This window comes from Achromobacter sp. 2789STDY5608615 (genome assembly GCF_001298995.1).
GTDB lineage: Bacteria > Pseudomonadota > Gammaproteobacteria > Burkholderiales > Burkholderiaceae_B > Achromobacter > Achromobacter insuavis.
In genome coordinates, this window is sequence record NZ_CYTY01000012.1 from 111,429 (window position 1) to 134,556 (window position 23,128).

General features: G+C 67.9%; 23 protein-coding genes and 1 tRNA gene. 9 read left to right on the top strand and 15 right to left on the bottom strand.

Translation table 11 applies throughout. The annotated features are described in order from the left end of the window. Positions 1–42: 42 nt before the first annotated feature. The 5 genes from AOZ49_RS12760 (at position 43) to AOZ49_RS12780 (ending at position 5,541) form a co-directional block, all read left to right on the top strand. Entirely contained in the window at positions 43–1,236 is a 1,194-nt protein-coding gene (locus tag AOZ49_RS12760; RefSeq protein WP_054475710.1) for a CaiB/BaiF CoA transferase family protein, read from the top strand. Between the two features lie 40 nt (positions 1,237–1,276). Further along, on the top strand, positions 1,277–2,239 hold the full coding sequence (locus AOZ49_RS12765) for a hydroxymethylglutaryl-CoA lyase (RefSeq protein ID WP_054475712.1): 963 nt from the start codon (positions 1,277–1,279) through the stop codon (positions 2,237–2,239). A gap of 67 nt (positions 2,240–2,306) precedes the next feature. Next, complete coding sequence (locus AOZ49_RS12770; protein WP_054475714.1) at positions 2,307–3,293, top strand: Bug family tripartite tricarboxylate transporter substrate binding protein; 987 nt, start codon at positions 2,307–2,309, stop codon at positions 3,291–3,293. Between the two features lie 79 nt (positions 3,294–3,372). Then, positions 3,373–3,446 (top strand) — tRNA-Gly (locus AOZ49_RS12775). Positions 3,447–3,684: 238 nt separating this feature from the next. Then, a complete protein-coding gene (locus tag AOZ49_RS12780) occupies positions 3,685–5,541 on the top strand; it encodes a tyrosine-type recombinase/integrase (protein WP_004265627.1) in 1,857 nt (618 codons plus the stop codon). Between the two features lie 32 nt (positions 5,542–5,573). Here AOZ49_RS12780 and AOZ49_RS12785 read toward each other — a convergent pair whose 3' ends face one another. Then, positions 5,574–6,200: a LysR substrate-binding domain-containing protein gene (locus tag AOZ49_RS12785; protein WP_003454711.1), complete on the bottom strand. Its 627-nt coding sequence runs from the start codon at positions 6,198–6,200 to the stop codon at positions 5,574–5,576. Between the two features lie 104 nt (positions 6,201–6,304). Here AOZ49_RS12785 and AOZ49_RS31735 point away from each other — a divergent pair, with 104 nt between their 5' ends. Beyond that, entirely contained in the window at positions 6,305–6,610 is a 306-nt protein-coding gene (locus AOZ49_RS31735) for a helix-turn-helix domain-containing protein (protein ID WP_003454714.1), read from the top strand. Between the two features lie 26 nt (positions 6,611–6,636). On the opposite strand, the gene mobH is transcribed toward AOZ49_RS31735, so the two are convergent. Next, on the bottom strand, positions 6,637–8,484 hold the full coding sequence (mobH, locus tag AOZ49_RS12790) for a MobH family relaxase (RefSeq protein WP_054475716.1): 1,848 nt from the start codon (positions 8,482–8,484) through the stop codon (positions 6,637–6,639). Positions 8,485–8,797: 313 nt separating this feature from the next. Here mobH and AOZ49_RS12795 point away from each other — a divergent pair, with 313 nt between their 5' ends. From AOZ49_RS12795 to AOZ49_RS12805, 3 genes are all read left to right on the top strand, one after another. Beyond that, complete coding sequence (locus tag AOZ49_RS12795) at positions 8,798–9,115, top strand: type II toxin-antitoxin system PrlF family antitoxin (RefSeq protein ID WP_003454724.1); 318 nt, start codon at positions 8,798–8,800, stop codon at positions 9,113–9,115. Continuing rightward, the gene (locus AOZ49_RS12800; protein WP_003454727.1) at positions 9,115–9,579 is read left to right on the top strand and encodes a type II toxin-antitoxin system YhaV family toxin; all 465 of its coding nucleotides are present in this window, start codon (positions 9,115–9,117) and stop codon (positions 9,577–9,579) included. Before AOZ49_RS12795 ends, AOZ49_RS12800 begins: the two co-directional genes overlap by 1 nt. Positions 9,580–9,665: 86 nt before the next feature. Next, entirely contained in the window at positions 9,666–10,037 is a 372-nt protein-coding gene (locus tag AOZ49_RS12805) for a DUF3742 family protein (protein ID WP_003454730.1), read from the top strand. A 5-nt stretch (positions 10,038–10,042) separates the two neighbouring features. On the opposite strand, the gene AOZ49_RS12810 is transcribed toward AOZ49_RS12805, so the two are convergent. The 13 genes from AOZ49_RS12810 to AOZ49_RS12870 form a co-directional block, all read right to left on the bottom strand. Continuing rightward, on the bottom strand, positions 10,043–11,560 hold the full coding sequence (locus tag AOZ49_RS12810) for a conjugal transfer protein TraG N-terminal domain-containing protein (RefSeq protein ID WP_054475718.1): 1,518 nt from the start codon (positions 11,558–11,560) through the stop codon (positions 10,043–10,045). Between the two features lie 15 nt (positions 11,561–11,575). Then, entirely contained in the window at positions 11,576–11,929 is a 354-nt protein-coding gene (locus AOZ49_RS12815; protein ID WP_004265620.1) for a hypothetical protein, read from the bottom strand. After that, complete coding sequence (locus AOZ49_RS12820) at positions 11,926–13,329, bottom strand: integrating conjugative element protein (protein WP_003454739.1); 1,404 nt, start codon at positions 13,327–13,329, stop codon at positions 11,926–11,928. The genes AOZ49_RS12815 and AOZ49_RS12820 overlap by 4 nt, the downstream gene beginning before the upstream one ends. Positions 13,330–13,338: 9 nt before the next feature. Continuing rightward, positions 13,339–14,289 (bottom strand): TIGR03756 family integrating conjugative element protein, encoded by a 951-nt coding sequence (locus AOZ49_RS12825; protein WP_003454742.1) that lies wholly within the window; start codon positions 14,287–14,289, stop codon positions 13,339–13,341. Further along, positions 14,286–14,732 carry a TIGR03757 family integrating conjugative element protein gene (locus AOZ49_RS12830; protein ID WP_003454745.1) on the bottom strand — a complete coding sequence of 149 codons (447 nt, stop codon included), beginning with the start codon at positions 14,730–14,732 and terminating at the stop codon, positions 14,286–14,288. Before AOZ49_RS12830 ends, AOZ49_RS12825 begins: the two co-directional genes overlap by 4 nt. 156 nt (positions 14,733–14,888) lie before the next feature. Then, positions 14,889–15,383 carry a JAB domain-containing protein gene (locus tag AOZ49_RS12835; RefSeq protein WP_004265610.1) on the bottom strand — a complete coding sequence of 165 codons (495 nt, stop codon included), beginning with the start codon at positions 15,381–15,383 and terminating at the stop codon, positions 14,889–14,891. Between the two features lie 193 nt (positions 15,384–15,576). Then, the gene (locus AOZ49_RS12840) at positions 15,577–16,323 is read right to left on the bottom strand and encodes a DsbA family protein (RefSeq protein ID WP_003454752.1); all 747 of its coding nucleotides are present in this window, start codon (positions 16,321–16,323) and stop codon (positions 15,577–15,579) included. Positions 16,324–16,336: 13 nt separating this feature from the next. Then, positions 16,337–19,219, bottom strand: coding sequence for a conjugative transfer ATPase (locus AOZ49_RS12845; protein ID WP_004265608.1), 2,883 nt, complete (start codon positions 19,217–19,219; stop codon positions 16,337–16,339). Continuing rightward, the gene (locus AOZ49_RS12850) at positions 19,219–19,653 is read right to left on the bottom strand and encodes a TIGR03751 family conjugal transfer lipoprotein (RefSeq protein ID WP_004265606.1); all 435 of its coding nucleotides are present in this window, start codon (positions 19,651–19,653) and stop codon (positions 19,219–19,221) included. Before AOZ49_RS12850 ends, AOZ49_RS12845 begins: the two co-directional genes overlap by 1 nt. Beyond that, a complete protein-coding gene (locus AOZ49_RS12855; RefSeq protein ID WP_031329113.1) occupies positions 19,634–21,103 on the bottom strand; it encodes a TIGR03752 family integrating conjugative element protein in 1,470 nt (489 codons plus the stop codon). The genes AOZ49_RS12850 and AOZ49_RS12855 overlap by 20 nt, the downstream gene beginning before the upstream one ends. Next, entirely contained in the window at positions 21,093–22,013 is a 921-nt protein-coding gene (locus tag AOZ49_RS12860; RefSeq protein ID WP_003454777.1) for a TIGR03749 family integrating conjugative element protein, read from the bottom strand. Before AOZ49_RS12860 ends, AOZ49_RS12855 begins: the two co-directional genes overlap by 11 nt. After that, positions 22,010–22,702, bottom strand: coding sequence for a PFL_4703 family integrating conjugative element protein (locus AOZ49_RS12865; protein WP_003454780.1), 693 nt, complete (start codon positions 22,700–22,702; stop codon positions 22,010–22,012). The genes AOZ49_RS12860 and AOZ49_RS12865 overlap by 4 nt, the downstream gene beginning before the upstream one ends. Next, complete coding sequence (locus AOZ49_RS12870) at positions 22,699–23,127, bottom strand: TIGR03750 family conjugal transfer protein (RefSeq protein WP_003454784.1); 429 nt, start codon at positions 23,125–23,127, stop codon at positions 22,699–22,701. Before AOZ49_RS12870 ends, AOZ49_RS12865 begins: the two co-directional genes overlap by 4 nt. Position 23,128 lies beyond the last annotated feature (1 nt).

Consider the following 23,128-nt stretch of genomic DNA (forward strand, 5'->3'; position numbering starts at 1 on the left):
ACACTGCCCGCCATGATTGGTTGGATGCGCCCGGGAGGCGACATGGCAGGGCAGATACTCGCCGGCATACGCGTGCTGGAACTCGGACAACTCATCGCGGGGCCGTTCGCCGCCAAGACGCTGGCGGACTTCGGCGCGCAGGTCGTCAAGATCGAACCGCCGGGGCAGGGCGACCCGCTGCGCAAATGGCGGTTGCTGCACGAGGGCTCCTCGGTGTGGTGGGAGGCCCAGTCGCGCAACAAGAAATCCGTGTGCGTGGACCTGCGCCAGCCCGAGGGGCAGGACATCGTGCGCCAGCTGGCGGCCGAGGCCGACGTGCTGATCGAGAATTTCCGCCCCGGCACGCTGGAGAAGTGGGGCCTGTCGTGGGAGACCCTGCACGCGCTGAACCCGCGCCTGATCATGCTGCGCATTTCCGGCTACGGCCAAACCGGGCCGAAGGCGCGCGAGCCGGGCTTTGCCGCCATTGGCGAAGCCATGGCCGGCCTGCGCTACCTGAATGGCGAGCCCGGCCGCGCGCCGGTGCGCGCCGGCCTGTCGCTGGGCGACACCATCGCCGGCCTGCACGGCGCGCTGGGCGTGCTGCTGGCCCTGTACCAGCGCGATGCCCGGGGCGGCCAGGGGCAGGTGATCGACGCGGCCCTGTACGAAAGCCTGTTCAACCTCAGCGAAAGCCTGCTGCCGGAGTATTCGGTGTTCGGCGCCGTGCGCGAGCCGGCGGGTGCGTCGCTGCCGGGCATCGCGCCGTCCAACGCCTATCCGTGCCGCGACGGCTACGTGCTGATCGCGGGCAACGGCGATGCCATCTACGCCCGCCTGATGGCCCGCATCGGCCGCGACGACCTGGGCCGCGATCCCGACCTGGCGCATAACGACGGCCGCGCCCGCCGCGTCGCCGAGATCGACCAGGCCATCGGCGCCTGGACCGGCGAGCGCGGCATCGACGAGGTGCTGCAGGCCATGCGGGAGGCCGACGTGCCGTCGGGCCGCATCTATTCGGTGGCCGACATCGCCCATGACCCGCACTATCAGGCGCGCGGCGCCATCACCCGCCTGGAGGCCGCCAGCGGCATCGCGGTGGACATGCCGGCGGTGTTTCCGTGCTTGTCGGCCAACCCCGGCGCGGTGCGCGAGCGCGCGCCGACGCTGGGCGAGCATACGGATGCGGTACTGGAGGCGGCGGGCCTGAGCGAGGAGCAACGCGAGGCGCTGCGGGCGCGCGGCGTGATCGCATGAGCTATTTCAATTTCCACTGCCCGGCAGCGAGGATGCATCCATGAATACCGGTTCCCCCGTCCTGGAAATCAACGAAGTCGGCCCGCGCGATGGCTTGCAGATCGAAGCGCGCATGGTGCCCACCGAGGACAAGATCGCCTTCGTCGATGCCTTGTCCGACTGTGGCTTTGCCCGTATCGAGGTCACCAGCTTCACCTCGCCCAAGGCCATCCCGGCGCTGGCCGATGCGGGCGCCGTGATGCAGGGCATCCGCCGCCGACCCGGCGTGATCTATACCGCGCTGGTGCCGAACATCCGCGGCCTGGAGCGGGCGCTGGAAGCCGGTGTCGATGAGATGAACCTGGTCATGTCGTGCAGCGAGACGCACAACCGCGCCAACCTGCGCATGACCCGCCAGCAATCGTTCGACGAGCTGAGCCAGGTGCTGGCCGCCGCCGGTCGCGCCGGGGCGCCCTGCAATGTCTCGCTGTCGACCGCGTTCGGCTGTCCGTTCGATGGCGACGTGCCCGCGGCGCAGGTGCTGGACCTGGCCACCCGGCTGGTCGACGCCGGCGCCCGCGGCATCACGCTGTGCGACACCACCGGCATGGCCTATCCCAGCCAGGTGGGCGAGTTGTGCGCGCAGGCCGCGCAGCGCCTGCCGGGCATCGCGCTCACCGCCCACCTGCACAATACGCGCGGCATGGCCCTGGCCAACGCCATCACGGCCTGGGAGGCCGGCATCACCCGCTTCGACGCTGCCGCGGGCGGCCTGGGCGGCTGCCCGTACGCGCCGGGCGCCAGCGGCAACGTCAACACCGAGGAACTGGTCCACATGTTCGAGTGCATGGGCGTGCGGACGGGCGTGTCGCTCGACGCGCTGCTGGCCATCCTGCGCGGATTGCCGGGGCTGGTCGGCCGCGAACTGCCCATGGCTTTGCTGCGCGCCGGCCCTCGACTGGCCGCGCATGCGCCGCCCGCCTGGCTGGCGGAGCGGTTCGGACCGGCCATCGACGCCGCCTAGATTTTTGCCTTACCCCACGCGCCCGTCATCGGGGGGCTTTATACAAAAACAGCAAGGAGACAACCGCATGACCCCCTTCCGTTCCATTCCCGCGCTACGCGCCTGCGCCGTCGCGCTGGGCCTGGCCGCCGCCGGCGCCGCCCACGCGCAGGCGGATTTTCCCAATCGTCCTGTCACGCTGATCGTATCCGCCGCGCCCGGCGGCACCACCGACATCGCCGCCCGCCTCATCGCCCAACCCTTGGGCGTAGCCCTGGGCCAGAGCGTCGTCGTCGAAAACAAGCCGGGCGCTTCCGGCGGCATCGCCGCCCAGGCGGTGGCCCGCGCCAAACCCGATGGCTACACGCTGCTGCTGCAGTATTCGGGCTTCCAGGTGATCACCCCGCATGTCACGCCGACCTCCGGCTGGGATCCGATCAAGGACTTCGCGCCCGTCGCCAACGTGTTGTCCGCGCCCCAGGTCGTGGTGGTGCGGCCGGACCTGCCGATCAAGTCGCTCAAGGACCTGGTCGCCTACGCCAAGGCCAACCCCGGCAAGCTCAACTACGCCTCGTCCGGCAATGGTTCGTTGCAGCAGGTCGCCACTGAACTGCTCAACCAGATGGCCGGCACGCAGATCACGCACATCCCGTACAAGGGCGCCGGCCCCGCGCTGAACGACCTGCTCGGCGGCGCCGTCGACATGACCATCACCACGCCGCCGCCGTTGCTCGGCCAGATCGCCGCCGGCAAGCTGCGCGCGCTGGCCGTCACCGGCAACACGCGCCTGGCGTCGCTGCCGGACGTGCCCACCGCCGCCGAGGCCGGTTATCCCGACCTGATCGTCTCGTCCTGGTTCGCCATGTACGCGCCCAAGGACACGCCGGCGCCGGTGGTGGACAAGATCGCCGGTGAAATCCAGAAGATCATGCAGACCGACGCCTTCCGCCAGAAGGCGGCCGAGCAGGGCGCCGAGGCCGAATTCATGGGGCCGAAGGCGCTGGGCGACTACACCCAGGCCGAGCTGGACCGCTGGGGCAAGGTGGTCAAGGCGGCGGGCATCACGGCCAATTGAGGGGGGCGGCCTGTGGGGGTAAAACCCAGGCTATAATCCTCGCCTCTGCCCTGGTCTTGCGCCAGGGCACGACACCCGAGCGGGTGTAGTTCAATGGTAGAACGGCAGCTTCCCAAGCTTCATACGAGGGTTCGATTCCCTTCACCCGCTCCACTGCATCGTTCCAGGGAATTCTGAGGAAGTCCAAGAGGCATCGTAAGTCGTTGATTCTGGTTGAGTTTTCGACACCTCGATGTTCCAGTGGGCTCCACGGAAATCCACCTGAAGCCACGACGTTTATGTCCATTTTTGTGTCCATTTTTGCGGGCACGACGGCTTCCGGATTGTTGCTAGGGCGCTGAGGTCGATGGGTTAAGCATCTGGTTCCTGACTCATGTTCAGGAGCTAGAGCATGGCACTCTCAGACTTGGTGGTCCGCCAAGCCAAAGCCACCGGCAAGGCCTACACACTTCCAGACATCGATGGTCTCTCCCTGGCCGTGACGGCCACGGGCAGCAAGAGCTGGCACTTCCGTTACTACTGGATGAAGGAGCCCAAGCGCATGTCGCTGGGCACCTATCCCGAGGTGTCCCTTCGTGAGGCACGCGCCCTGCGTGACGAGGCGCGCGCCTTGGTGGCCAAGGACATCAACCCGCGCCTTCACCGCAAGCAAAAGCGCGCCGCGGTCAAACTCGCCGGTGAAAACACCTTCGAGGCGATCTACAAGAAGTGGCTTGCCCACCGCGAACGCGGCCTCAAGAAGGGCCGGCAGACCACCCTCTCGATCCTCCCTCGCGTCTTCGCCAAGGATGTGCTGCCCTTGCTGGGCAAGCGCTCGATCTACGACATCAAACGCCCTGACCTGCTGGAAGTGATCGCCAGGATCGAGCGGCGCAAGGCGCTCTCCGTCGCCGAGAAAGTCAGGACGTGGTTCAACCAGATGTTCCGCTACGCGCTGGTGGTCGTGCCGGGCCTGGAGCAGAACCCGGCTTCCGACCTCGACGTGGTGGCGCTGCCGCTGCCCCCGGTGAACCACAACCCGTTCCTGCGCATGGCCGAGTTGCCGAAGCTGTTGCAGCGCCTGCGCAAGTATCGTGGCCGGCTGCAGACCCAGCTCGGTCTGCGGCTGCTGCTATTCACCGGCGTGCGCACGGGCGAGCTGCGCCTGGCGACGCCGGATCAGTTCGACCTCGATCGGGGCCTCTGGATCATCCCGCCCGAGGTCGTGAAGCAGCTCCAGGTGGACATGCGCAGGAAGCGCCAGTTGCCCAAGGACATTCCACCCTACATCGTGCCGCTGTCGGTGCAGGCCATCGAGATCGTCCGGCACCTGCTCGAACAGCTCAAACCGGCCCAGCACTATCTGTTCCGCCACGACAGCGAGTTGAAGAAGCGCATGAGCGAGAACACGCTCAACGGCGCGCTCAAGCGCATGGGCTATCGCGACCTGCTGACCGGGCACGGCATCCGGGGCACGATGTCCACCGCGCTCAACGAGATCGGCTACCCGAAGGTGTGGGTGGACGCGCAACTCTCGCACGTCGATCCCAACAAGGTCAGTGCCACCTACAACCACGCCGAGTACGTCGAGCAGCGGCGGCGGATGATGCAGGATTGGGCCGACCGGCTCGATCTCTTCGAGCAGAACATGGTCGAGGCAGCGAGCATGCCGCTCACCATTCATTTGGAGGGCGTGCCCGTCCTCTCGGATGAGGAAGCCGCGAGTGCGCCACCCAAACCAGCGGCCGCGTCGGCGCCGCTCCTGATCGTGACCAGGCCGGGAGACGCGATGCCACTGGTGTCAGCCGAGACGCATCGGCTGCCCGCAGTGCCGTTGCCGCGTTCCGTCATGGAGGAACCGCTGTCCGACATACAGCGCCAGCGGATGGAACTGGTCGATGTCTTCGAGGCACCACACAACCTGCCAGTCGCCGAGTACGCGAAGATGGCGGGCAAGTCCCGCCGGTGGATCAGCTACGAGATCAAGGCCGGCAACCTGCTGGCGCTGAACCTGGGCAACCGTGGTCAGCGCGTGCCGGATTGGCATCTCGATCCGGTCAAGCACGCGCTGATCCAGGCGGTCCTCAAGCTGACCAGGGGCGCCGACCCTTGGCAGATCTACAACGCGCTCCTGCAGCCGCGCGCGAAGCTGCGCGGCGGCTCGGCTCTGGAAAGCGTCAGTGCCACAAATCTCGACAAGATCATCATGGCGGTGAGCACGACGGTGAAGGAAAGCGAGTGGTCCCCGCAGCAGGTGGCGTTTGCGTAGCGCGCCAGCGCCCAGCAGTGCGCGCCCCTGTCTCAGGACACGGAGCGCGCGCGGCGGGCGAATCTTTCCTGGGGCTCGGTCAAGGACGAGGACGGGCGAAGCAGGTAGGCCATCACGATGATGGGTGCGCCAGCCAATGGCCGCGCGGCGATGCCGCGACGCAGGTAGCAGGTCAGTCTCGCGGCGGGTGCGACGGCAATGCCGTAGCCCGCGGAGACGAGCGTCATCGCCATGTCGAAGGTGCTGACGGTCTGCTCATGGCCCTGCGGTGCATCCTCGACCAGGCCATGCGCCACCGCGCGCCACGGCTCGTCGGCCGTTGACTGCGCGCAGATCAACGGCTGCTTGAGCAGCTCTTGGCGAGGCACTTCACGGTAGGACAGCAGGTGCGAGCGCTTGGCGACGGCGACTGCCAGCGTGTCATGCCACAACGGCTCGCACACCCAGCCTGGCCACTCCCAGGCGGCTGTGGACAGGGCCAAGTCAAAGTTATCGTGCGGCAGTTCCTGCGCCTGCGCTGTGGAACTGCATCCGATCAAGGCGGTGGCGGTCTCTGGCTCTTCGGCGCGCTGCAACGCCAGCAAGTCGGCAAGCGGTGAAGGCACCCACTCGCCGAGCACAGCCACCCGGATTTCAGTGGAGGCATCGCTCGATTTCACGTCCAGTTCCTCCAGGCAGTGAACTCGCGGCGACCGATGAAGTCGCTTCTATTGAGTTAAGTTTAACGTGGTTTATATCGTGTCAATCCTCGACGCTTTTGGCAATGCAAAAGCGTTCGATTCAAAGAGGCCGGCCCACCGGGACAACAACCTACGAAGCGGAACCAGCCATCGCGTTTGGGGCCTCCGTGCGCGAAGAAAGAACCAGTCAAGGCATCGCCCAGGAAACGCTGGCTCATCTGTCAGGAATCGAGCGTTCGCACATGGGAAAGATCGAGCGTGGCGAGCATGTCCCCACGCTCCCCCTCATTCTCAAAATCGCCCGTGCGCTGAAATGCAGTTCTGCCCACTTGATGGCGCTGACTGAAGCCAAGCTGGCAGAGACGGCTCCGCCTAAATCAGCGGACTGAAGCCGGCCCGCGCCGTGGCTCCTTGTCTACCCCTGTTCGTTGTCGTTCTTATTACCGGCGGCTGAATTTTCGCGCTTTACGGCCTCGGTGAGGAGGCGCAGGTATGGATTGTCCGGAGGCATTTCCTGGAACAGCGCTTCGGGAGCGCTCAGCAGGTAGCCGTGCAGTCGCCTGGATTTGCGCGGCCCCGTGACTTCGCAGGTCCAGATATTCAGCCCGCTGGCTTGCTTGCGGTGCAGGCCTAGCTTCTCGAAACGCTTCTGCACCCACTGCCATCCCTCCAGGTTCTCCGGTTTCGCCAGTGCGGCGATTTGCAGATGTTCCTGCGCATAGCGCTGGAAGACGCCGGGGCTCACCAGGTAGGCCGTTCCGGCGACGCTGTGCACCAAGGCTTTGGCGTCGTTGATGATGAGCTTGTGCGTCTGGATGCCCTGACGCAGCCAGGCCATGAAATGCTCGCCGGATGGCTCCGGCCGATCCTGAAATGGCGCGAGGCTTATCTGCGGCAGCACCGTAGGCGCCGGTGGCGAGGCAGGCTCGGGTTCGCTCGGGGCCTCCGGCGCTACGGGTGGGGCCGTGTCACTCAGCAGATCGAGCAGCGCAGCCACGCCGTTGTCGGTGGGCATAGGGACGGTCGGCGCGATGCTTGGTGGCGCCGTATCGGCGCTTTCCAAGCCTGGCGCTTCGGATGCCGGTGCCTGCGGTGTCGGCGCCCCTTGTTCCTCGTCGGCCTGCACGCGACCCGCGAACGGCGCCGGCCGGTCGGCCGCATCCCAGACCATGGCCGGAGACAGTTTCAGGAAGGTGAAGCTGTGCGACCAGCCGGCATCGCTGGTGACGGTGGCCTTCCAGATCGCCTTGCCGTCCGGTGTGGCCAAGGCGATGCCGTGATCCTGCAGCACGTTGAACACCGCCGTGTCGCTGGCCGGGATGCCGTCGATGCCCTGCGACAGCAGATGCGCGCGCAGCTTGTCCGAGACGGTCTTGCTCACCAGCCAGAGCGCGTCCTGGGTCAGCCAGCCATCCGAGGCCTGGGGCTGGTTCAGCTTGAATTCTTCCTTCAGGAGGTAGCGCAGGCCATCGAGCAGCTTGCGCTGCAGTGCGTGCCGGGGCGCTGCCAGGGCCTTGCTCGGATCGCCGCCGAGTTCCTGGGCGACGGATGCCTGGTCCGCCTGCACGACCAGTTCGCCGAGCATGCCGGCGTGCTCGTACTGGCCGGCCAGGACGTACAGCAGCGCGGCCCACAGGTCGGGGTAGTCGGCGAGCCAGTCGAAGATGCCCGGATCGAGCAGCCGGGCGTAGAGCAGCCCGGTGGCGGCGCTGTGCAGCCGGTATTCGCGCTCCCTGCGGTAGCGGAAGCGGTACGGCCGCCGCAGCGGGCCGTGCCAGGGATGCCAGACCGTGCCGTCCGCGTACTCGACGTGCAGGTCGACCGCGATCTTGCCGATGTCGTGCAGCAGCGCAGCATAGGCGGTGCCTGCGGTCCAGGCCTCGGCCTGGGCGGCTTGCGCCTCCGGCGTGGCGCCGGCGGGCAGCAGATGCGACTGCCGCAGCTTGAGCGCGTAGGCGACGATCTCCAGGCCGTGGTCCAGCATGCCGCCCGGATAGGCGTGGTGATGGGCCTCCGACGCGGGGAATTGCTGGACCAGCTCGGCGTAGCGTTCCAGCGGGGCGAGGTACAGCGTGGCGAACTGCCGGCGCGACAGCGAGGTGCGCTGCCAGATGTGTTCCAGCAGCTTCTGCCGGCGCGGCGTCGCCAGCAGCGATGCGGCCGGCTCCGGCCGCATCAGCCCTTTGCCGGGCTCGGCGGGAGGTTTGGGCGGTGGCGCACTGGCGGCAGGTGGCACCCGTTTGCGTTGGAACAGCGAGAGCATGGCGAACCCCAGACGGCGGGCCGGTCGGGAGAGCCTTTTGGCCTTTTCGGGTAGGGCCTTTCCCCTTGGCCCCATTCCCTTGCCCCTTCCCCAGCCCTTTGGCCTTTACGGAAACCTTTGGATATAGGGCAACGACGCCTGCCGAACCACAACCAATGCGGGTTTGGCCCAAGTCGGATTGATGCGGGAAGGCTGGCTGTGCCGCCCCTACGATGGAGCCGTTTCATCGACCGGACGGAGCACCATGCACACCCAGATTGACAAGGTAAGGAAATTTCCTTACCATCCAGGCATTGCCATCAGGAGTGCCGCCATGCCCGAAATCCACGAAGTCGCGACGCTGACCTCCAAGGGTCAGATCACGCTGCCCAAGTCCATCCGGCAAGCGCTGGGCGTGGACACCGGCGGCAAGGTGGCGTTCGACCTGCGCGGCGGCGAAGTCGTCGTGACCCGCGCCGACGCCGACCATGAAGACCCGGCCATCGGCGCCTTCCTGGGGCTGCTGGAAGCGGACATCCGGGCCGGGCGGCACGTCCAGTCCCTGCCGGACGATCTGGCGCGGGCCATGCTGGCCAACGCGCACCACGCGGTGAACCTCGATGAAGACATCGAAGGCGAAGTGGCGCTCTGATGCAGCGGCACGGTTGGACGCTCCTGTTCCACGAGGGCGTGATCGAGCAGTTGCGCAAGCTGCACGCGGCCGCGGAACGGGCCGAACAGAACGACCCGCAGGGGTTCGAGAGCAACGCCAACGTCAAGCTGTTCCGGGCGTTGAGCCAGTTGATCATGGATGTCGTGCCGAGCGATCCTGCGCGCGACGAATTCCGCCAGGGCAACACCTTGGGGCCGGCCTACCGGCACTGGCGGCGCGCAAAGATCGGGAGGCGGTTCCGGCTGTTCTTCCGCTTCGACTCCAAGGCCAAGGCGATCGTGTTCGCCTGGGTCAACGACGAGCAGACCTTGCGGTCGTCGGGCAGCAAGTCCGACCCCTATGCGGTGTTCGAGAAGATGTTGGGACGCGGCAACCCGCCGGACGATTGGGCGGCGCTGGTGGCCGCAAGCCAGGCCGACTGGCGCGCAGCAGACAAGGACTAGACCGCGGTTGAAGAACAGCACAGGTTTCAATCGCGACACGGACAGGGATCACAGCCACACGACAGGATGAACATGAGGTAGCCACCATGAAGACCGCCGCACAGACCACCTTCGCAGAACGCCTCGGCCGGACACTGGGCCGGGCGTGGAGAGGCTGCGCGCGTCTGGATCGGCGGGCGCAGGGCTGGCTGCTCGCGCAGGGATGGGCGCCTGGCATTGCCAAGGCCGCGCTGCTGGCCGTCAAGCTCGCTGCGATCGGTGTCCTGCTCTACACCGCGTTCTGGCTGGCACTGCTGCTTGCGTTCGCGCTGGTCGGCGCCTGGGTAGTCCGCAACGACGATGGGAGCTACGACGAGGAACACAAGCCGGAATGGCGATACGGCCCTGCCGGGTACGGCCTCTACACCCATGACGATTACCGGATCGACCCCCACGATCCAGAAGACGAGCAAGCCTAGAGGCGTTACTTCGCTGCTTTCATAGCGACACCCGCACTCCTGCCGCCAGCAGCTTGGGCATCCCTGGTTCCTGCCGCCAGCCCTTGAATTGCCGTTCCCGCGCGCACGCCTACCCAGCCCAGCGCAGCCACCCAGAAGGTAGGCAGCACGATGAACATCGTCGCCATGACGAAGTTCAGCAGCATGTCGCCGAAGGCGTTGTTCAGGCCGATCAGCGGATCGAAGTTGCTGTGCGGCCGGTTCGCGCCGAACCCCCAGCCGTAGAGCGCGTCGAGGATCGTGCTGTCCAGCCAGCGCGCGAGCTGGAACCAGAAGTCCACGAAGAACAGCGCGAACTGCACGCAGCTCACCGCGACCAGCGCCTTCAGCTCGTAGGTGCCGAAGACCAGCACCAGCGGGATGCAGATCACCAGCGCCATCTTGAGCAGCGACAGCACCATCGGCAGCGCCTGGCGTACCACGTCCATCGCCGGAAAGAAGCCCAGCGAGCCCATGGTCAGCCCCAGGTCGCCGGCGCCGCGCGTCACGACGTTGGGCAGCGTCTTCTCGATCTGGCCGCCGTAGTCGGTGTAGACCGAGCCCTGGTTCATCTTCTGCTGCCGCGGCGAGACCACGGCGCGGATCACCGAGTCGTTCACCTCGCTCTGCGACAGGAAGCCCGCCCAGCGGCCGATGCGCGTCAGCAGGTCGGGATCGACCTGGGCCAGCAGGCGCGCGCGCAGGCCGCTGCCGCCGTCCGACCACCACTGCCGGCACGTGGGGTAGCCCCCGCCGCTATCCACCTGGGCCAGCCCCGCATCGCGCGTCGCGTCGTAGGGCCAGGCCGTGCGTGGCGTGTTCGAGTGGTAGGTGTCGTAGAAGCCCGCGTTGTTCAGGAAGTAGCTCGAACCGATCCAGGTCACGTCATTCATCTGCTCGTCGGAGAGCGTGGGCCGAGACATGAACAGCTTGGCGCGCGAGGGGCCGTAGCAGTCATGCACGAAGTCGCCGACCTCCTGGGCCAGCACCGGGTCATCGATGCGCGTGGCATCCACGTCCATGCGCATCTGACGCAGATCCGTTCCGCAGGGGATGGCCGCCACCGCGCCGCCCGTCACCGCCTTCGAGATGGCGTGCATGAAGAACCACCACACCGGCACCAGCGCGCTCTGGTTGTTGAGCGTGGTGTAGGCGTTCGACCAGCCCGTGTCGGTGGGCTGCGGGACGCTGACCTGGCATTGCGCGGAGCGCGTCGTGTCGAACTTGATGGTGCTGAGGTCGACCGGAATGAAGGGGATGCCGGCGAACAGGATGACGACGATCGCCACCCACACGCGGTTCTCGATGCGCATCGATGACAGCACCCCCTTGTTGCCCTCGTCCGCACCCTCGGCCCGCGCGCGCAGCCATTCCTGCACCACCATGACCACGAAGGGCAGCGCGAATACGCCGCTGGCCACGAGGATGTTCCAGATGCCGTTGCTGACGATCCACCCGACCAGGGTCAGGTAATACTCCAGGTAGTCCGTTGTGTTGAGCGTCATGGCGTTCTCCAGGGCTCAGCCATTGCGCAGTAGCTGGCTGCCTTCGAGCAGCACGAGGGTGGCGACGGCCGCGATCTCGGCGCGCAGCAGGCGCTGATGGGTCTCGGCCAATGGCTCGCGTTCGCGCAGGCGCCGACGCATCCACCACCAGCCGTAGGCCGTCGCCGCGTAGAGCAGCAGCCGCCAGACGAGGAAGTGGCCCGAGTGCTCGCGCAGCCACTGCTCCCAGCCGTCGATGCTGCCGACGATGTGGAGGCCGACGACGTTCACGCCGACCGCGATGCCCGCCACCAGCAGCACCCACAGCAGCACGATGCCGACGCGGCGGCCGAGCAGCCGTGCCGGCCGCAGCCAGGCCCGGCTGGTCATGGCCCGCTCCGCGGCTTCTGCACTTCCTTGAGCCGGTCGCGCGTCGTGTCGCCCTCGAAGATGCCGCGCGAGCCCGCGGCGCGGGTGCCGTGGCGCTGCACGATCGCCATCGCCGAATTGCCGGCCAGCGTGCGCCGCAGCTCCAGCTCGGTCTTGAGGTTGTTGATCTCCTGCTCCAGCGCGTTGTTCTCCTGATCGACCGCCTTCACGGCCAGCTCGTTGGCGGCGACGTTCGGCTCCTTCTTGCCGGTCAGCAGCGTGCGCTGCAACAGCAGGGCCTTCTCCAGCACGCTCGACAGCGCGGCTTCGGACGCCAGGCGCTTGCCGAGCAGGTCTTGATCGGGCTCGTCGCGCAGCGCCTCGATCACGCCGCGCGTGATCGGCAGCGAGTTGCTGCCGGCGGCTTCGAGGTTTGCCACCGTCATCGGCGTCGAGCCCGTCACGAGGCCCTGCAGTGCCTGCAGCTTGGTCTCGTACTCTTCCTGGATCACCGGCGTCAGGCCGACGCCAGGCGTGGTCTGCGTCTTGGTGCAGGTCTCGCAGGTGCGTTGCTCGCGCTCGCCGAGCACGCGGGTTGCGAAGTCCGCTGCGGCCTGCGGCGAGGACCAAGTTTGGCAGGTCAGCCGGTTGCCGCAGGACGCGCGCGGGATGGATGAGGTGTCGCTGACGCCGCGGCTGTTGAGCAGGTTGTAGCCGGCACGGGTCACGTCGCCGACCACCTTGATGGAACCCTGGCCCGAGCCGCCCGCGTTGCCGCCGCCCACCCAGGGCACGCCGTTGTTGCCCTTGTTCGATTCGGCCTGCTCGACGGCGGACACCGCATCGGTGCTGCTCACCGCATCGCGCAGCGCGAAACCTTCGGCGAGCTGATCCCACCCGGCCTGGCCGCCGGCCATGTCCGCCATCCGGTTGGCCATCGCCTTGCACGTCAACTTGCTGCGGTCGAAATCGAGCCGAGCCTGCAGCACGCCGTTGGTCAGCAGGTTGTAGAGGCCCGGATCGGCGCGCTGGATGATCAGGGCCGGCAGCGACGCCACGGCGCTGGTGGCGCTCTGGATCACCGAGGACATGATCTGCTGAAAGCCATTGGTGAGGCCGTTCAACTGGTTCTGCAGCGTCGTCGTGATGCTCATGTTTCCGCAGATCAGGTTGCTGTTCCAGCCGATGCCCACGCCGATGCTCTGCATGTTCCCGGCGCCGCCCATGGACACGGCCCGGCCGCCGCCGATGCTGTAGAGCACGTCGTCGCCGATGACGCTGCCGCTCACGCCGACGCCGGTGGGGCTGATGCGGGTCTGCGCCCACGCGACGCCGGCTGCGGCCGTGACGGCGCAGGCGAGCGCGATGCTGAGCGCGTAGGGCCTGGCGCGCTGTGCGAAACGGGAGAGAGACGCTTTCATCGGAATACCTCAGAGGAAATCGACGCTGCCGAGGAAGACCTGCCCGCGGCGCTGGCAGCAGGCATAGGGCCGCCACAGCGCCCAGGCGTAGTCGCCTTGCTGGGCCTGCACGCGCGTGTTGGAGTGGGGGAACACGGCGCAGGAGTTGGAGAGGGTCGGCGTCAGCTCCTGCCACTTGCCGGTGGAGGCATCGCTCTCCACCAGGGCGCCGGCCGGCCAATAGCCGTCGCTCGAACTCGCGAGCAGCGGCTGGTAGACGTGCGGCTGCATGCGCCGCGTGACGACATCGCCCGCGCGCTGCGCGACGACGGCGCCGCTCTTGTAGTCGTCGGTCTGATGCAGGAAGCCGCCGCGCGGATAGACGTTGCCCCACAGGTTGAGCGTCGTGCGGCCGCCGATCTCGCGCATGCCGGGGATCACCGCCTCGGGGTACACCATCTCCGGGACGTTGTAGCGCCAGGCCAGCGTGTCGAGGGTGCTCAGCAGGTACGGCATGAAGGCCGTGCCTGCGCCCTGGCAGGCGTAGCCGGACGCGCTGGCGAACTGGCTGAACACCGAACCGCCGGGATGCCCGATCACGTCGGCGTTCTTGAACTTCGCCAGGTTGTTCTCGTTGTCGTGGTTCGTCGTCCCGTCGCCGCCGGCCTGCGCCGTGGGATTGGGCATGCTCATGGCGCGCACCTCGATCCACGGGTTCTCGCCGGTGTTGCTGTAGCTCGACACCACCGCGTCGGGAATGTAGTGGCGCACCTTCACCGAGGTGCGCACCGTGCAGCCCGTCCAGGTGCAGAACAGCCAGTAGCAGATGCCGACGACGCGATATTCCAGGCAGTCGGGCGACAGGGCCGAGGACACGATGGTAGCCGTGTTCAGCGCGAAGCTCGAAGCGGCGCCGCCGAGCAGCACCGAAGCGATGGCAAGGCGGGCCCGGCGCGACGACGCCGACAGCAGGCGGTTCATGGCTGTGCCCTCCGATGTGATTCGATGCGTGCCACGGCGCGCGCGACATCGGGCTCGCCGTAGACCACGTAGCGGCGATCGACCACCACGGCAGGCACCTTGGCCAGCCCCAAGCCCCAGGCATCGGCGACGCCCTGGTAGGCGCTGCCGATGCGGCGCTGTAGTGCCTGGCTGCCATCGCGCAGGCGTTGCTGCACGAGCGCGGCCGCGCGGCCCGGATCGGCAGGCAGGCCCGCGGCCAGTTCGGCCTCGATGCGCTCGGGCAGATCCAGCTCGATCACGCGCGCGCCGGATGCGGACTGCACGGGATGGCGGCTGTCGGTCACGACCAGCACGTCGGCTGCGGATGCGTCCTGGCCGAGCAGGCACAGCAGCAGCCCTCCCGCGCAGGCGATGCGCGTACACCGCAGCCGCGGGATGGGTTTCAAGAAGGGAGCCGTCATGGCGGGCGTCCTGGGAATGAGAGCAAGGCTCTAGTCGAACGCCGAAGGCAGTCCAACCGCGACAAGGAATGCGCACCGCGCGCGCTCCGCTTTGGGCAGACAGGCGAAAGAAAAGCGGCAGCCGAGGCTCCCGCGGGGACCAGGCGGTCAGCGGCGCTACAGCAGGCCGGATTCGGCGAAGGAGTACGGCGTGCCCTTGCCGACGATGAAGTAATCCACCACCCGGACATCGACTATCGCCAGGGCGGCTTTGAGCCGGTCGGTCAGCGCCTGATCGGCGGCCGAAGGCACGGTCATGCCAGATGGATGCTGGTGGGCCAGGATGACCGCCGAGGCGTTGAGGGCCAGGGCGCGCTGCACCAGCACCCGCGGGTACACCGAGGTTTGATCGACCGTGCCCTTGAACATCGGCTCGTAGGCGAGGACTTGGTGCTGAGAGTTGAGGAACACGACGGCGAAGACCTCGTTGGGCTCCGCGACCAGCTTCAGATGCAGGTAGTCGCGCACGGCGGCGGGACTGTTCAGCATCGGGCCGGCCTTGAAGATGCGTTGTTCCAGCAAGGCGATGGCCTGGCGGATGATCCAGTCTTCGTGCTGGGCGGCGATCAGGCTGAGCGACTCGGGACGCGAGTCGGCGACGACATAGGACATGGCGAACCTCCACGGGATGAAGTCGGAGGACGCCTGTCCCGGGAGGGACAAACCCTCCGGGGACGATGAAGAACAAGCGGCAGAAGAGCGGGCATCCGCCACCGCATGCACAGTGGCTGTTCGCGTCCAGGGATGCGCAGCGAACGGGGTCGATCAGCACGGCCAAGCCGCGTCGTAGCCTTGAAGATCGTGGCTACCTGGGCATGTCTCCGAGAGACTCGGCAGGCATTTCCTTCGATGCGGGCTCGGCCGCTGCACTGGCCGCCAGCAGGTCGATCGCGGACAGCAAGGCATCTCCTTCGACCGGGCCGTGCAGCAGCAGCGTCTTGCCGGACTGGCGATCCTGCAGGCGCAGCGTGGGCGTGACCTTGATGCCCTCCTGCGCCGCGCTCGCCGACTGTGCGCGGATCAGCGCATCGGGGCGGTCGCTGTCGAGGCACTGCTGCGCGGCCGGCGTGAGGTCGGGATAGCGCAGGCCCTCGGGCAGGCCCTGACCGTCGCCGCGGGTGTGCGTGTAGACCCACTCGGCGGCCTGCCAGAACGCGGCCTGGCCGCCGGCCTCGCCGACGCACTCCACCAGGCGCGCACCGGCAGACGCGGCCGGCTCGTGCAACGGCAACGGCAGGTGATGCCATTGCCAGCTCACGTCCGGGTGCGCGTCGATCCAGCGCTTGAGCACTGCGAAGTAGGCGCGGCAGAACGGGCATTCGAGGTCGGCGTACTCGACCACCGTGAAGCGCGCATCGGCGCGGCCATAGCGCCAGGGCGGGCCGGCTGGTGCCGTTGCCGGCGCAGGCGTTGCTTCTGCCGAAGGAAAATCGGGTTCGGCGGGCGGCGACTGCGGCCGCAGGCCGAGCCATGCGGCCGTTGTCAGGGCCGCGGCCATCAGCAGCGCGACGACAAGGACGGTGCGGGACGGCGCGAAGCGAGGGATGCGCATCGTGGACTCCCCGTCACGCCAGCGCATCGAGCACCAGCGGCTCGATGCTGCGGGCGCGGTCGATCTTCTCGGCGATCTTGAAAGCGGCGTCCAGTTCGCCGATGCCGTACTGCTGCATCAACTGGAAACGCTCGGCCTTCTCTTCCGGCTCGGTCTGAGCCAGCGCCAGGTACAGGCTGGGCGGCACCGCGCGGAATAGCACTTCCATGCTCTTGGAAAGGATCACGCCCTCGCTGAACTTGCCGGCCTCCTTGCGGGCCGACAGCATCAGCGCCTTCTGCGCCGCGTTCAGCTCGCGAAAGCGCGCGATCTTCTCCACCTCGTCGGGCGGCATCGAGAGGCAGATCCACCACTCGATCATGTTGAGCATGGGCTCGGCGGCCTTGGGCAGGTCGTCGATGTTCTGCGTCGCCAGCCAGTACCAGGCGCCGAGCTTGCGCCACATCTTCGTGATCTTGACGACGTAGGGCGCAAGCAGCGGGTTCTTGGTGATGATGTGCCCCTCGTCCGTCACGTTGATGATCGGCCGGCCGAGGAACTGGTCGCGCTCGGCGATGTTGTTGACCGTGTTGATAAGGCTGATGTAGGCGATGGAAAGCTGCGCGTTGTAGCCCTCGCGTGCGAAGGTCGCCAGATCGACGATGGTGATGTCGGCCTCGGGCCAGGGCGTGCCGGGCCGGTCGAACATCTCGCCGTCCACGCCCTGGCAGAACATATCCATCGCGTCGGCCATTTCCAGCAGCCGCGCGCGCCGCACCTCGGGTAGTGCCGTATCGCGGGCGCGCTCGCGCAGCGCATCGCGCACGTCGCGCGTCAGGACGGTGCGCTGGTTGGCCACGCAACGCTGGGCCGCATCGAGGATGCACTGGCGGATCAGGCTGCGGTCGGCGCGCGTCATGCGCGCCTCTTCCTTGTCCTCGCCGCCGGTGATCATCAGCCGCGCGGTGATTTCCAGTTCCCCCAGCACGTCACGCTGCTCGTCGGCATCCGCTGCCTGTGCCGCTTCGTCGCGGTCCTCGTCCAGGGCGTCGGCATCCAGCGTCTGCACCTGGCTGGGCGTTTCCACCAGCCGGTGGGCGTCGGCGAACGGCGCGAGGCTCACCCCGGCACCGGGGGCCAGCTTAACGCGATGCACCTTCATGCCTAGCCGCGCCGCGAAGTCGCCGAACAGGCCGAAGCTGTTGCCCGCCTCGACGATGAACAGCCGCGGCCGGTAGATCGCCGTCACCTGGTTCAGGATGTTGTTGAGCGTGGCGCTTTTGCCCGAGCCGGTGGGACCGAACAGGAACAGGTGAGCGTTCATCTGCCGGTCGAGCCGGTTCAGCGGGTCGAAGGTGATCGGCCCGCCGCCGCGGTTGAAGAACGTGATGCCCGGATTGCCGGTGCCCTGGCTGCGGCCCCACACCGGCGCGAGGTTCGCCGCGTGCTGCGCGAACATCAGTTGCGTGTACCACTGGCGCTTGTCGGTGGCCGGATCGAACACGCACGGGAGCCAGCGCAGGTAGCTGTTGAGCGGCGCCACCTCGTCTTCCTCGCGCACCGGCTGCAGGCCGGCGTTGAGCATGACGTTGACCAGTTGCAGGCCGCGGGCGTCGAGCTGCGCGAGGTCGCGTCCGCGCAGATAGAAGGCAAGCGCACCGCGGTAGAGCTTGTGCGCGCTGCCGATCAGCCCGCGCGCTTCCTGCACGTCGCGGCGCGTCTGCTCCGAAGCCAGCGTCTCGCCGACCGACTTCTTGCTCAGGTGGTTCAGGTGCCCTTCGAGCACGTCCTGCGGCGTCGCGACGACGGTCAGGCACATCACCGTGTCCTCGGGCATCTGGTCGAACAGCGCGTTGACGGCATCGCCGCCCTTGCGCGTTTCGCCGGTGACGTGGCCGGTCGCAGGCGGCATGCGCAACCGGTCCATCACGATGATCCGGTGCGGCATGCCGTCGAGCAGCCACGTGCCGTTCGCCACGTCCGAGCGCGGCTGGCCGAAGAACAGGCGCTGCGCGAAGTCTCCGCTGGCCAGCTCGATCTCGCCGTCTTCGACTGCCTCGGGGTAGCGCGTGAGCGCATAGAAGCGCTCGCGGTCGTCGGCGCTGGGGCCGAGCAGCGTCGGGTGCGGGTTGAACCAGCGCAGCAGCCAGTCGTGGATGTCGGCCGCCTCCATGCGGCGGGATTTCACGCCCGCGTTGGCGAGGCCGCCCACGAGCCGGTCGCAGATCGTCGTCAACGCCTGCTCGGGGGACTGGCCGCGCCGCGATGCGGTCGTAGCGTTCGCGCGCCGGTAGACCACCATTCGCACGCGCCGGACCTGGCCGCGCCACGGCAGCCGCGTCACCGTGGTGTCCTCGAACAGCCCGCCGGGCTTGGCAATGGCGCGCAGGTGGTGCCCAAAGAAACGCAGGTAGAAGTCCGTGAAGGCGCTGCCCTGGGCGCGCGGCCGCACATAGTCGGCCAGCCCGCGCAGGTAGGTGTCCCAGGTCGATTCGTCCTGGGCGTAGAGCTGCACGACCCACGGGTTCTCGTCGAGTTCGTCGAACGAGTCCTGCAGCGCGTTCTCCAGTGCATCGCGTGCCTGCCACAGCCAGGCCATCTCACGGCCTTCGGTGCCGACCGGGGCCAGTTCGAAGAAGCCCGCAACCGACTGGCCGTCTTCCAGCAACATGCTCTTGGAGCCGGGCAGGTACTCCATCCACGGCAACAGGTCGGCGAAGGACGGTGCCACGCCGTAGAGCGCCTGCAGGTCCGCTTCGGTGGTCGGCGGGCGCGGCTGGCTGCCCATCGCGCTGCCGGGCTCGGGAATGCCGTGCGCGGCCAGCGTCGAGACATGCTGCGACCAGGCGTCATCGGCATCCAGGTCGGGGCCGGCGGGCGTGACGGCCTTGCGTGCCCAGGGCAACGACCAAGCCATCAGTAGTCCTCCAGGCGCTCGCCAGGCATCGCGTACTGCACGCGCTGGTAGAGCGGGAACACGGTGGTGTAGCCGGGCACGGGCACCGGGTCGGTGCCGGCCAGGTGCGGGAACACGTACATCACTAGGTCCGGGTTCGGCAGGCGTCGGAACTGGCGGTAAATCTCGTTGGCCGCGGTGCGCGTGTAGGCGGCAGCGGCGGCGGGCACCGCCTGCACGTCGGCCTCGGTCAGCGGCCGGCGCAAGTCCTGGCGTGCATCGAGCAGTTGCCGCGCTGCTTGCCCACCACCGGCGCTGCCGCCCGTCTCCTGATTCCACACGTCGAGCATGGTGTGATCGCCGTGCGGCAGCAACTTGTCCTTGCTGGTGGCGCAGCCGCCCAGCACCAGGACCGCGCACAGGATCGCGGCCGATTCAATCCAAATCCGACGCATGCTTGCCTCCGATGCGTTGATTGACCCGGCGCCCCTTGGCGTCGTAGTCGATGTTGAGCGGCTGCTCCAGATGCACCGCGACCTTGGCGCCGGGCCGCACGTAGACGGCGGCGAAGGCTTGGCCGTAAAGCTTGTTGACCCAATCGGCCATGTCGCGGACGCCCCCGGCCAGGATGCGGCCCATCGCCTCGTTGCCGCTGATGCCTACCGTGCCAAGCGAGCCGTTGCTGTTAGCGACCACGGCCACGCTGCCGTTGTCCGACTTGATCAGTGAAGCGGCGCCGGCGCCGGCCGCGGTGATGAGGGCTTGCGAACCCAGGTACTGCTGCGCGTTGCTGCGCCGTTCGCCGCTGACGCAGGGGATGCCGTAGGGATCGCTGATCCAGCCCAGGCCGCCTTGCGTCGTGCTGTTTGCACCATTGCCCTGGCCGCCGCCGCTCTGGTTGCGGTTGCCGTCCTCCGGCATCGTGCGCACCGTGCCGTCGTTGAAGACGAACGTCACCGAGCGAATCTGGCCGCGCACGCAGGAAAGCGTCCAGTCGCCCGAGGCCGTGCCGCTGACCACCGCGCCCGCCACGTCGGGAATGTCGATGCCGTTGGCGGTGAGGTTGTCCGGGCCGATCAGCACCTTGAAGGGGTACGGGTCGTTGACCGTGCCGTCGATCGGCACGCGGCCGATCAGCGCGGTCATCGCGATGGAGCCCATCAGCGTCGAGTTCGACGGCACCGTGTAGACCGGCTTGGACGACGTGCCCACGGCGCGGCTGCCTGCATCCGCGACGGTGCTGGCCACGTTGTCGGCCGTGTCGGAAAGCGTCTTCTGCGCCGGCCCGAAGCTGGTCGGAAAGTTCAGGCCGCCGCTGCTGCCGTTCTTCGCCGAAGGCTTCGCATCGTCCGGTTCCACCCAGCGCGTGCCGCTGGTGCTGCGCGCGGCGCCGCCCTGGCTGCCGCTGAAGCCCTTGCCGTCGCCGTCCTCCAGGCCGAGCCCGACCGGCAGATCGGCCTGGCCGCCCTTGCCGGAAAGCCCATCCAGGCGCCGCTGCAGGTCTTGCAGCAGGCCCTGGGTCTGCTGGCGGTCGCCGGCCAACTGCTCGCGGTCCTGCTGCAGGCGGCCGCGTTCACCATCCAGCGCGGACTGGATGCGCTGGTCGATCGCGCTTTCCCGCGCGCGCATACGCTCGTTCTCGCTCTTCTGGTTCTTGTTGTCGTTGAGCGCCGTCTGCAGCTCGTTGCGCAACTGCTTGACCTGGGCCACCAGTGTGGCAACGGTATCGCGCGGCGTGTCGCCCTCGATGCCCAGCGCCTTCATCTCTTCGGGCGTGAGCGAGTTGGCGCTGCCGGCCGGAACGGGCTTGGCGCCGCGATCCCCGGAGAACATCTTGATGCCGACGAACAGCAGCACCAGCGCCATCGGGATCAGCAGCCACTTCAGGAGGGGGTTACTTTTCATGGCGGGCACCTCCTTCGGCCTGGCCGGCCGCCGCGGCCGGCGGCAGGTTCACCGTCGCGTCGATCGGTGAGAGCTTGGGCAGCAGCGACTCGGCCAGGCCGTGGCCACGGGTCACGAGGTAGACCACCGTGGTGTCGGCGGCGCGGCCGGCCGGCGCCAGATTCGGGTGCTGGAAGGTCGCGGCGAGAAAGTCGCCCTGCAGCGCGCGGGGATCGAGGTCGAGCCAGCGCCCGGAGGCGTTGGTGAGCTTCACCGCCGTCACCCACTGGTCTTCGAGCCGCCAAGCGGCCAGCGCCTGCGCACGCACCGGCAGTGTGGGCAGCAAGGTGGAAAGCTCCAGCCCACGGCGCAGATTGACGCGGCCGAGGCCGGGAACGGGCTCCACGGTGCGCAGCGGCGCGTAGAGGTTCTGCGCCGCATAGCGCGTGAGCACAACCGCCACCGGCGTGGCGCGCTTCGCTGCGGGTACGGTGCGCTCCGCATCGTCGTCCGCCGGCTTGGCCGGCTCGCCGTAGCGCGTCGCCGGCACGTCGCCTTCGACGATGCGCACGGGTTCGAGTGCAGGCTGGCCCGCCTTCGCCGGCTCGGCCGCGATGTCCAGCAGGATCAGCGCGCCCGACTCCACGTCCTGCAGTTGCAGCCGTGTGGGCGGGATCGGCGCGCTCGCGCGCAGGTAGATCGCGCCACCAGCGCTCTGCACGCGCAACTGCTCGCCAACCGTGGGCGGCACACCGATGCGCACGTTGCGCTCGATGAACACCACGCGCTCCTGGCCGACCACCAGCGGCACCGCCAGCGGCAGGCGCTCCCAGCGCAGGATTTCGACGGCATGGGCCGCAGGCACGAAGGCCAGGCACAGCAGCAGGCCAGCCAGGGCCGCCGCAGATGAACGCTTCACGAGGGACTTCATGGGGTGTCTCCCTGCAAGTTGGAGCCGGCGCTTGCGGCCCGGCCGGGCGGCGCCGCAGGCGGCGGGGTCTCGATGCGCTCCGGCGCGCGTGCATGGCAGTCCAGCGCCAGGCCGAAGGGGTTGCGCTCGGGGTCCACGTCCATGCGCACAACCTTGAGTGCATAGCGCACGAGCGCGCGCTTGACCTGCTCGGCGCCCAGGTACTCGTCGGCGCTCACGTCCAGCGTGACGATCCAGTTGTTGGCCGACACGGTGCGCACGCGCATGGCCGGCTCGTCGCCGTAGCCGCGGCCGGGAATCTCGTAGATGCCGCGCACGCGCTGGCGTAGCTCGCCGTTGCTGCGCCGGAATTCGTAGTCCTGCTGCAGGAAGGCACGGCAGCTCGGCGTGAAGTACGCAGACAGTGCATGCAGGTTGCGCGGGTAGTCCTGCTCGCCATTGGTCGGCCAGCGCTGGGCCTGCTGCCAAATGTAGAAGGTGAAGGCGTAGACGCTCTCCGGCGGCACGTCCCACCACTTGCGCGTGCTGCCCGAGCGCAGGTCGGGTGGCACGTGGATGGTCAGGCTCTTGGGTGCGCTCCACCAGCCGAAGCCGAGCAGCAGCGCCACGACGAACAGTGCGGCGCCAGCCAGGCGCAAGGTCTTCACATGCGCCTGCAGGTGCGCGACCTCGTTCTTGAATCGGCTCATGGTCTACCTCGACGCAGGGACGGATCGGGCCGCAGGCGCCGCGTGGACCACCAGCCCGACCGGGTGATGAGCTGGCCCCCGCCCGCATGCGCAGCCAGCGCGGGGTAGCGCAGCGCGAGGCGCCACTGGAGCTGGCGGTACAGCCAGGTGTCGGGCCGGCCGCGCTTCCACCGCCGCAGCAGGCCGCCGCCCACGAAGACACCGACACCGATGCCGGCGACGATCAGCGTGGGCACCATCGCGATGCTGTGCGTCAGCCAGGCCAGCGGTACGCCGGCCACGAGACCGGCCGCGCCGGACAGCCCGGCGCAGACCCACAGCTCGTCGGCCGTGAGCCCGCGCACGACCACCGGGTGGCGGTTGAGGCGGTGTGGCAGGAAGGTCACGAGCCCGTCGCGCGACGGACTCTCCAGGGCGCCGGCCATC

Coding starts and splice junctions, on each gene's coding strand:
- AOZ49_RS12760 (WP_054475710.1), top strand. CDS start 43: ATGGCAGGGCAGATACTCGCCGGCATACGCGTGCTGGAACTCGGACAA.
- AOZ49_RS12765 (WP_054475712.1), top strand. CDS start 1,277: ATGAATACCGGTTCCCCCGTCCTGGAAATCAACGAAGTCGGCCCGCGC.
- AOZ49_RS12770 (WP_054475714.1), top strand. CDS start 2,307: ATGACCCCCTTCCGTTCCATTCCCGCGCTACGCGCCTGCGCCGTCGCG.
- AOZ49_RS12780 (WP_004265627.1), top strand. CDS start 3,685: ATGGCACTCTCAGACTTGGTGGTCCGCCAAGCCAAAGCCACCGGCAAG.
- AOZ49_RS31735 (WP_003454714.1), top strand. CDS start 6,305: ATGCAAAAGCGTTCGATTCAAAGAGGCCGGCCCACCGGGACAACAACC.
- mobH (WP_054475716.1), bottom strand. CDS start 8,484: ATGCTCTCGCTGTTCCAACGCAAACGGGTGCCACCTGCCGCCAGTGCG.
- AOZ49_RS12795 (WP_003454724.1), top strand. CDS start 8,798: ATGCCCGAAATCCACGAAGTCGCGACGCTGACCTCCAAGGGTCAGATC.
- AOZ49_RS12800 (WP_003454727.1), top strand. CDS start 9,115: ATGCAGCGGCACGGTTGGACGCTCCTGTTCCACGAGGGCGTGATCGAG.
- AOZ49_RS12805 (WP_003454730.1), top strand. CDS start 9,666: ATGAAGACCGCCGCACAGACCACCTTCGCAGAACGCCTCGGCCGGACA.
- AOZ49_RS12810 (WP_054475718.1), bottom strand. CDS start 11,560: ATGACGCTCAACACAACGGACTACCTGGAGTATTACCTGACCCTGGTC.
- AOZ49_RS12815 (WP_004265620.1), bottom strand. CDS start 11,929: ATGACCAGCCGGGCCTGGCTGCGGCCGGCACGGCTGCTCGGCCGCCGC.
- AOZ49_RS12820 (WP_003454739.1), bottom strand. CDS start 13,329: ATGAAAGCGTCTCTCTCCCGTTTCGCACAGCGCGCCAGGCCCTACGCG.
- AOZ49_RS12825 (WP_003454742.1), bottom strand. CDS start 14,289: ATGAACCGCCTGCTGTCGGCGTCGTCGCGCCGGGCCCGCCTTGCCATC.
- AOZ49_RS12830 (WP_003454745.1), bottom strand. CDS start 14,732: ATGACGGCTCCCTTCTTGAAACCCATCCCGCGGCTGCGGTGTACGCGC.
- AOZ49_RS12835 (WP_004265610.1), bottom strand. CDS start 15,383: ATGTCCTATGTCGTCGCCGACTCGCGTCCCGAGTCGCTCAGCCTGATC.
- AOZ49_RS12840 (WP_003454752.1), bottom strand. CDS start 16,323: ATGCGCATCCCTCGCTTCGCGCCGTCCCGCACCGTCCTTGTCGTCGCG.
- AOZ49_RS12845 (WP_004265608.1), bottom strand. CDS start 19,219: ATGGCTTGGTCGTTGCCCTGGGCACGCAAGGCCGTCACGCCCGCCGGC.
- AOZ49_RS12850 (WP_004265606.1), bottom strand. CDS start 19,653: ATGCGTCGGATTTGGATTGAATCGGCCGCGATCCTGTGCGCGGTCCTG.
- AOZ49_RS12855 (WP_031329113.1), bottom strand. CDS start 21,103: ATGAAAAGTAACCCCCTCCTGAAGTGGCTGCTGATCCCGATGGCGCTG.
- AOZ49_RS12860 (WP_003454777.1), bottom strand. CDS start 22,013: ATGAAGTCCCTCGTGAAGCGTTCATCTGCGGCGGCCCTGGCTGGCCTG.
- AOZ49_RS12865 (WP_003454780.1), bottom strand. CDS start 22,702: ATGAGCCGATTCAAGAACGAGGTCGCGCACCTGCAGGCGCATGTGAAG.
- AOZ49_RS12870 (WP_003454784.1), bottom strand. CDS start 23,127: ATGGCCGGCGCCCTGGAGAGTCCGTCGCGCGACGGGCTCGTGACCTTC.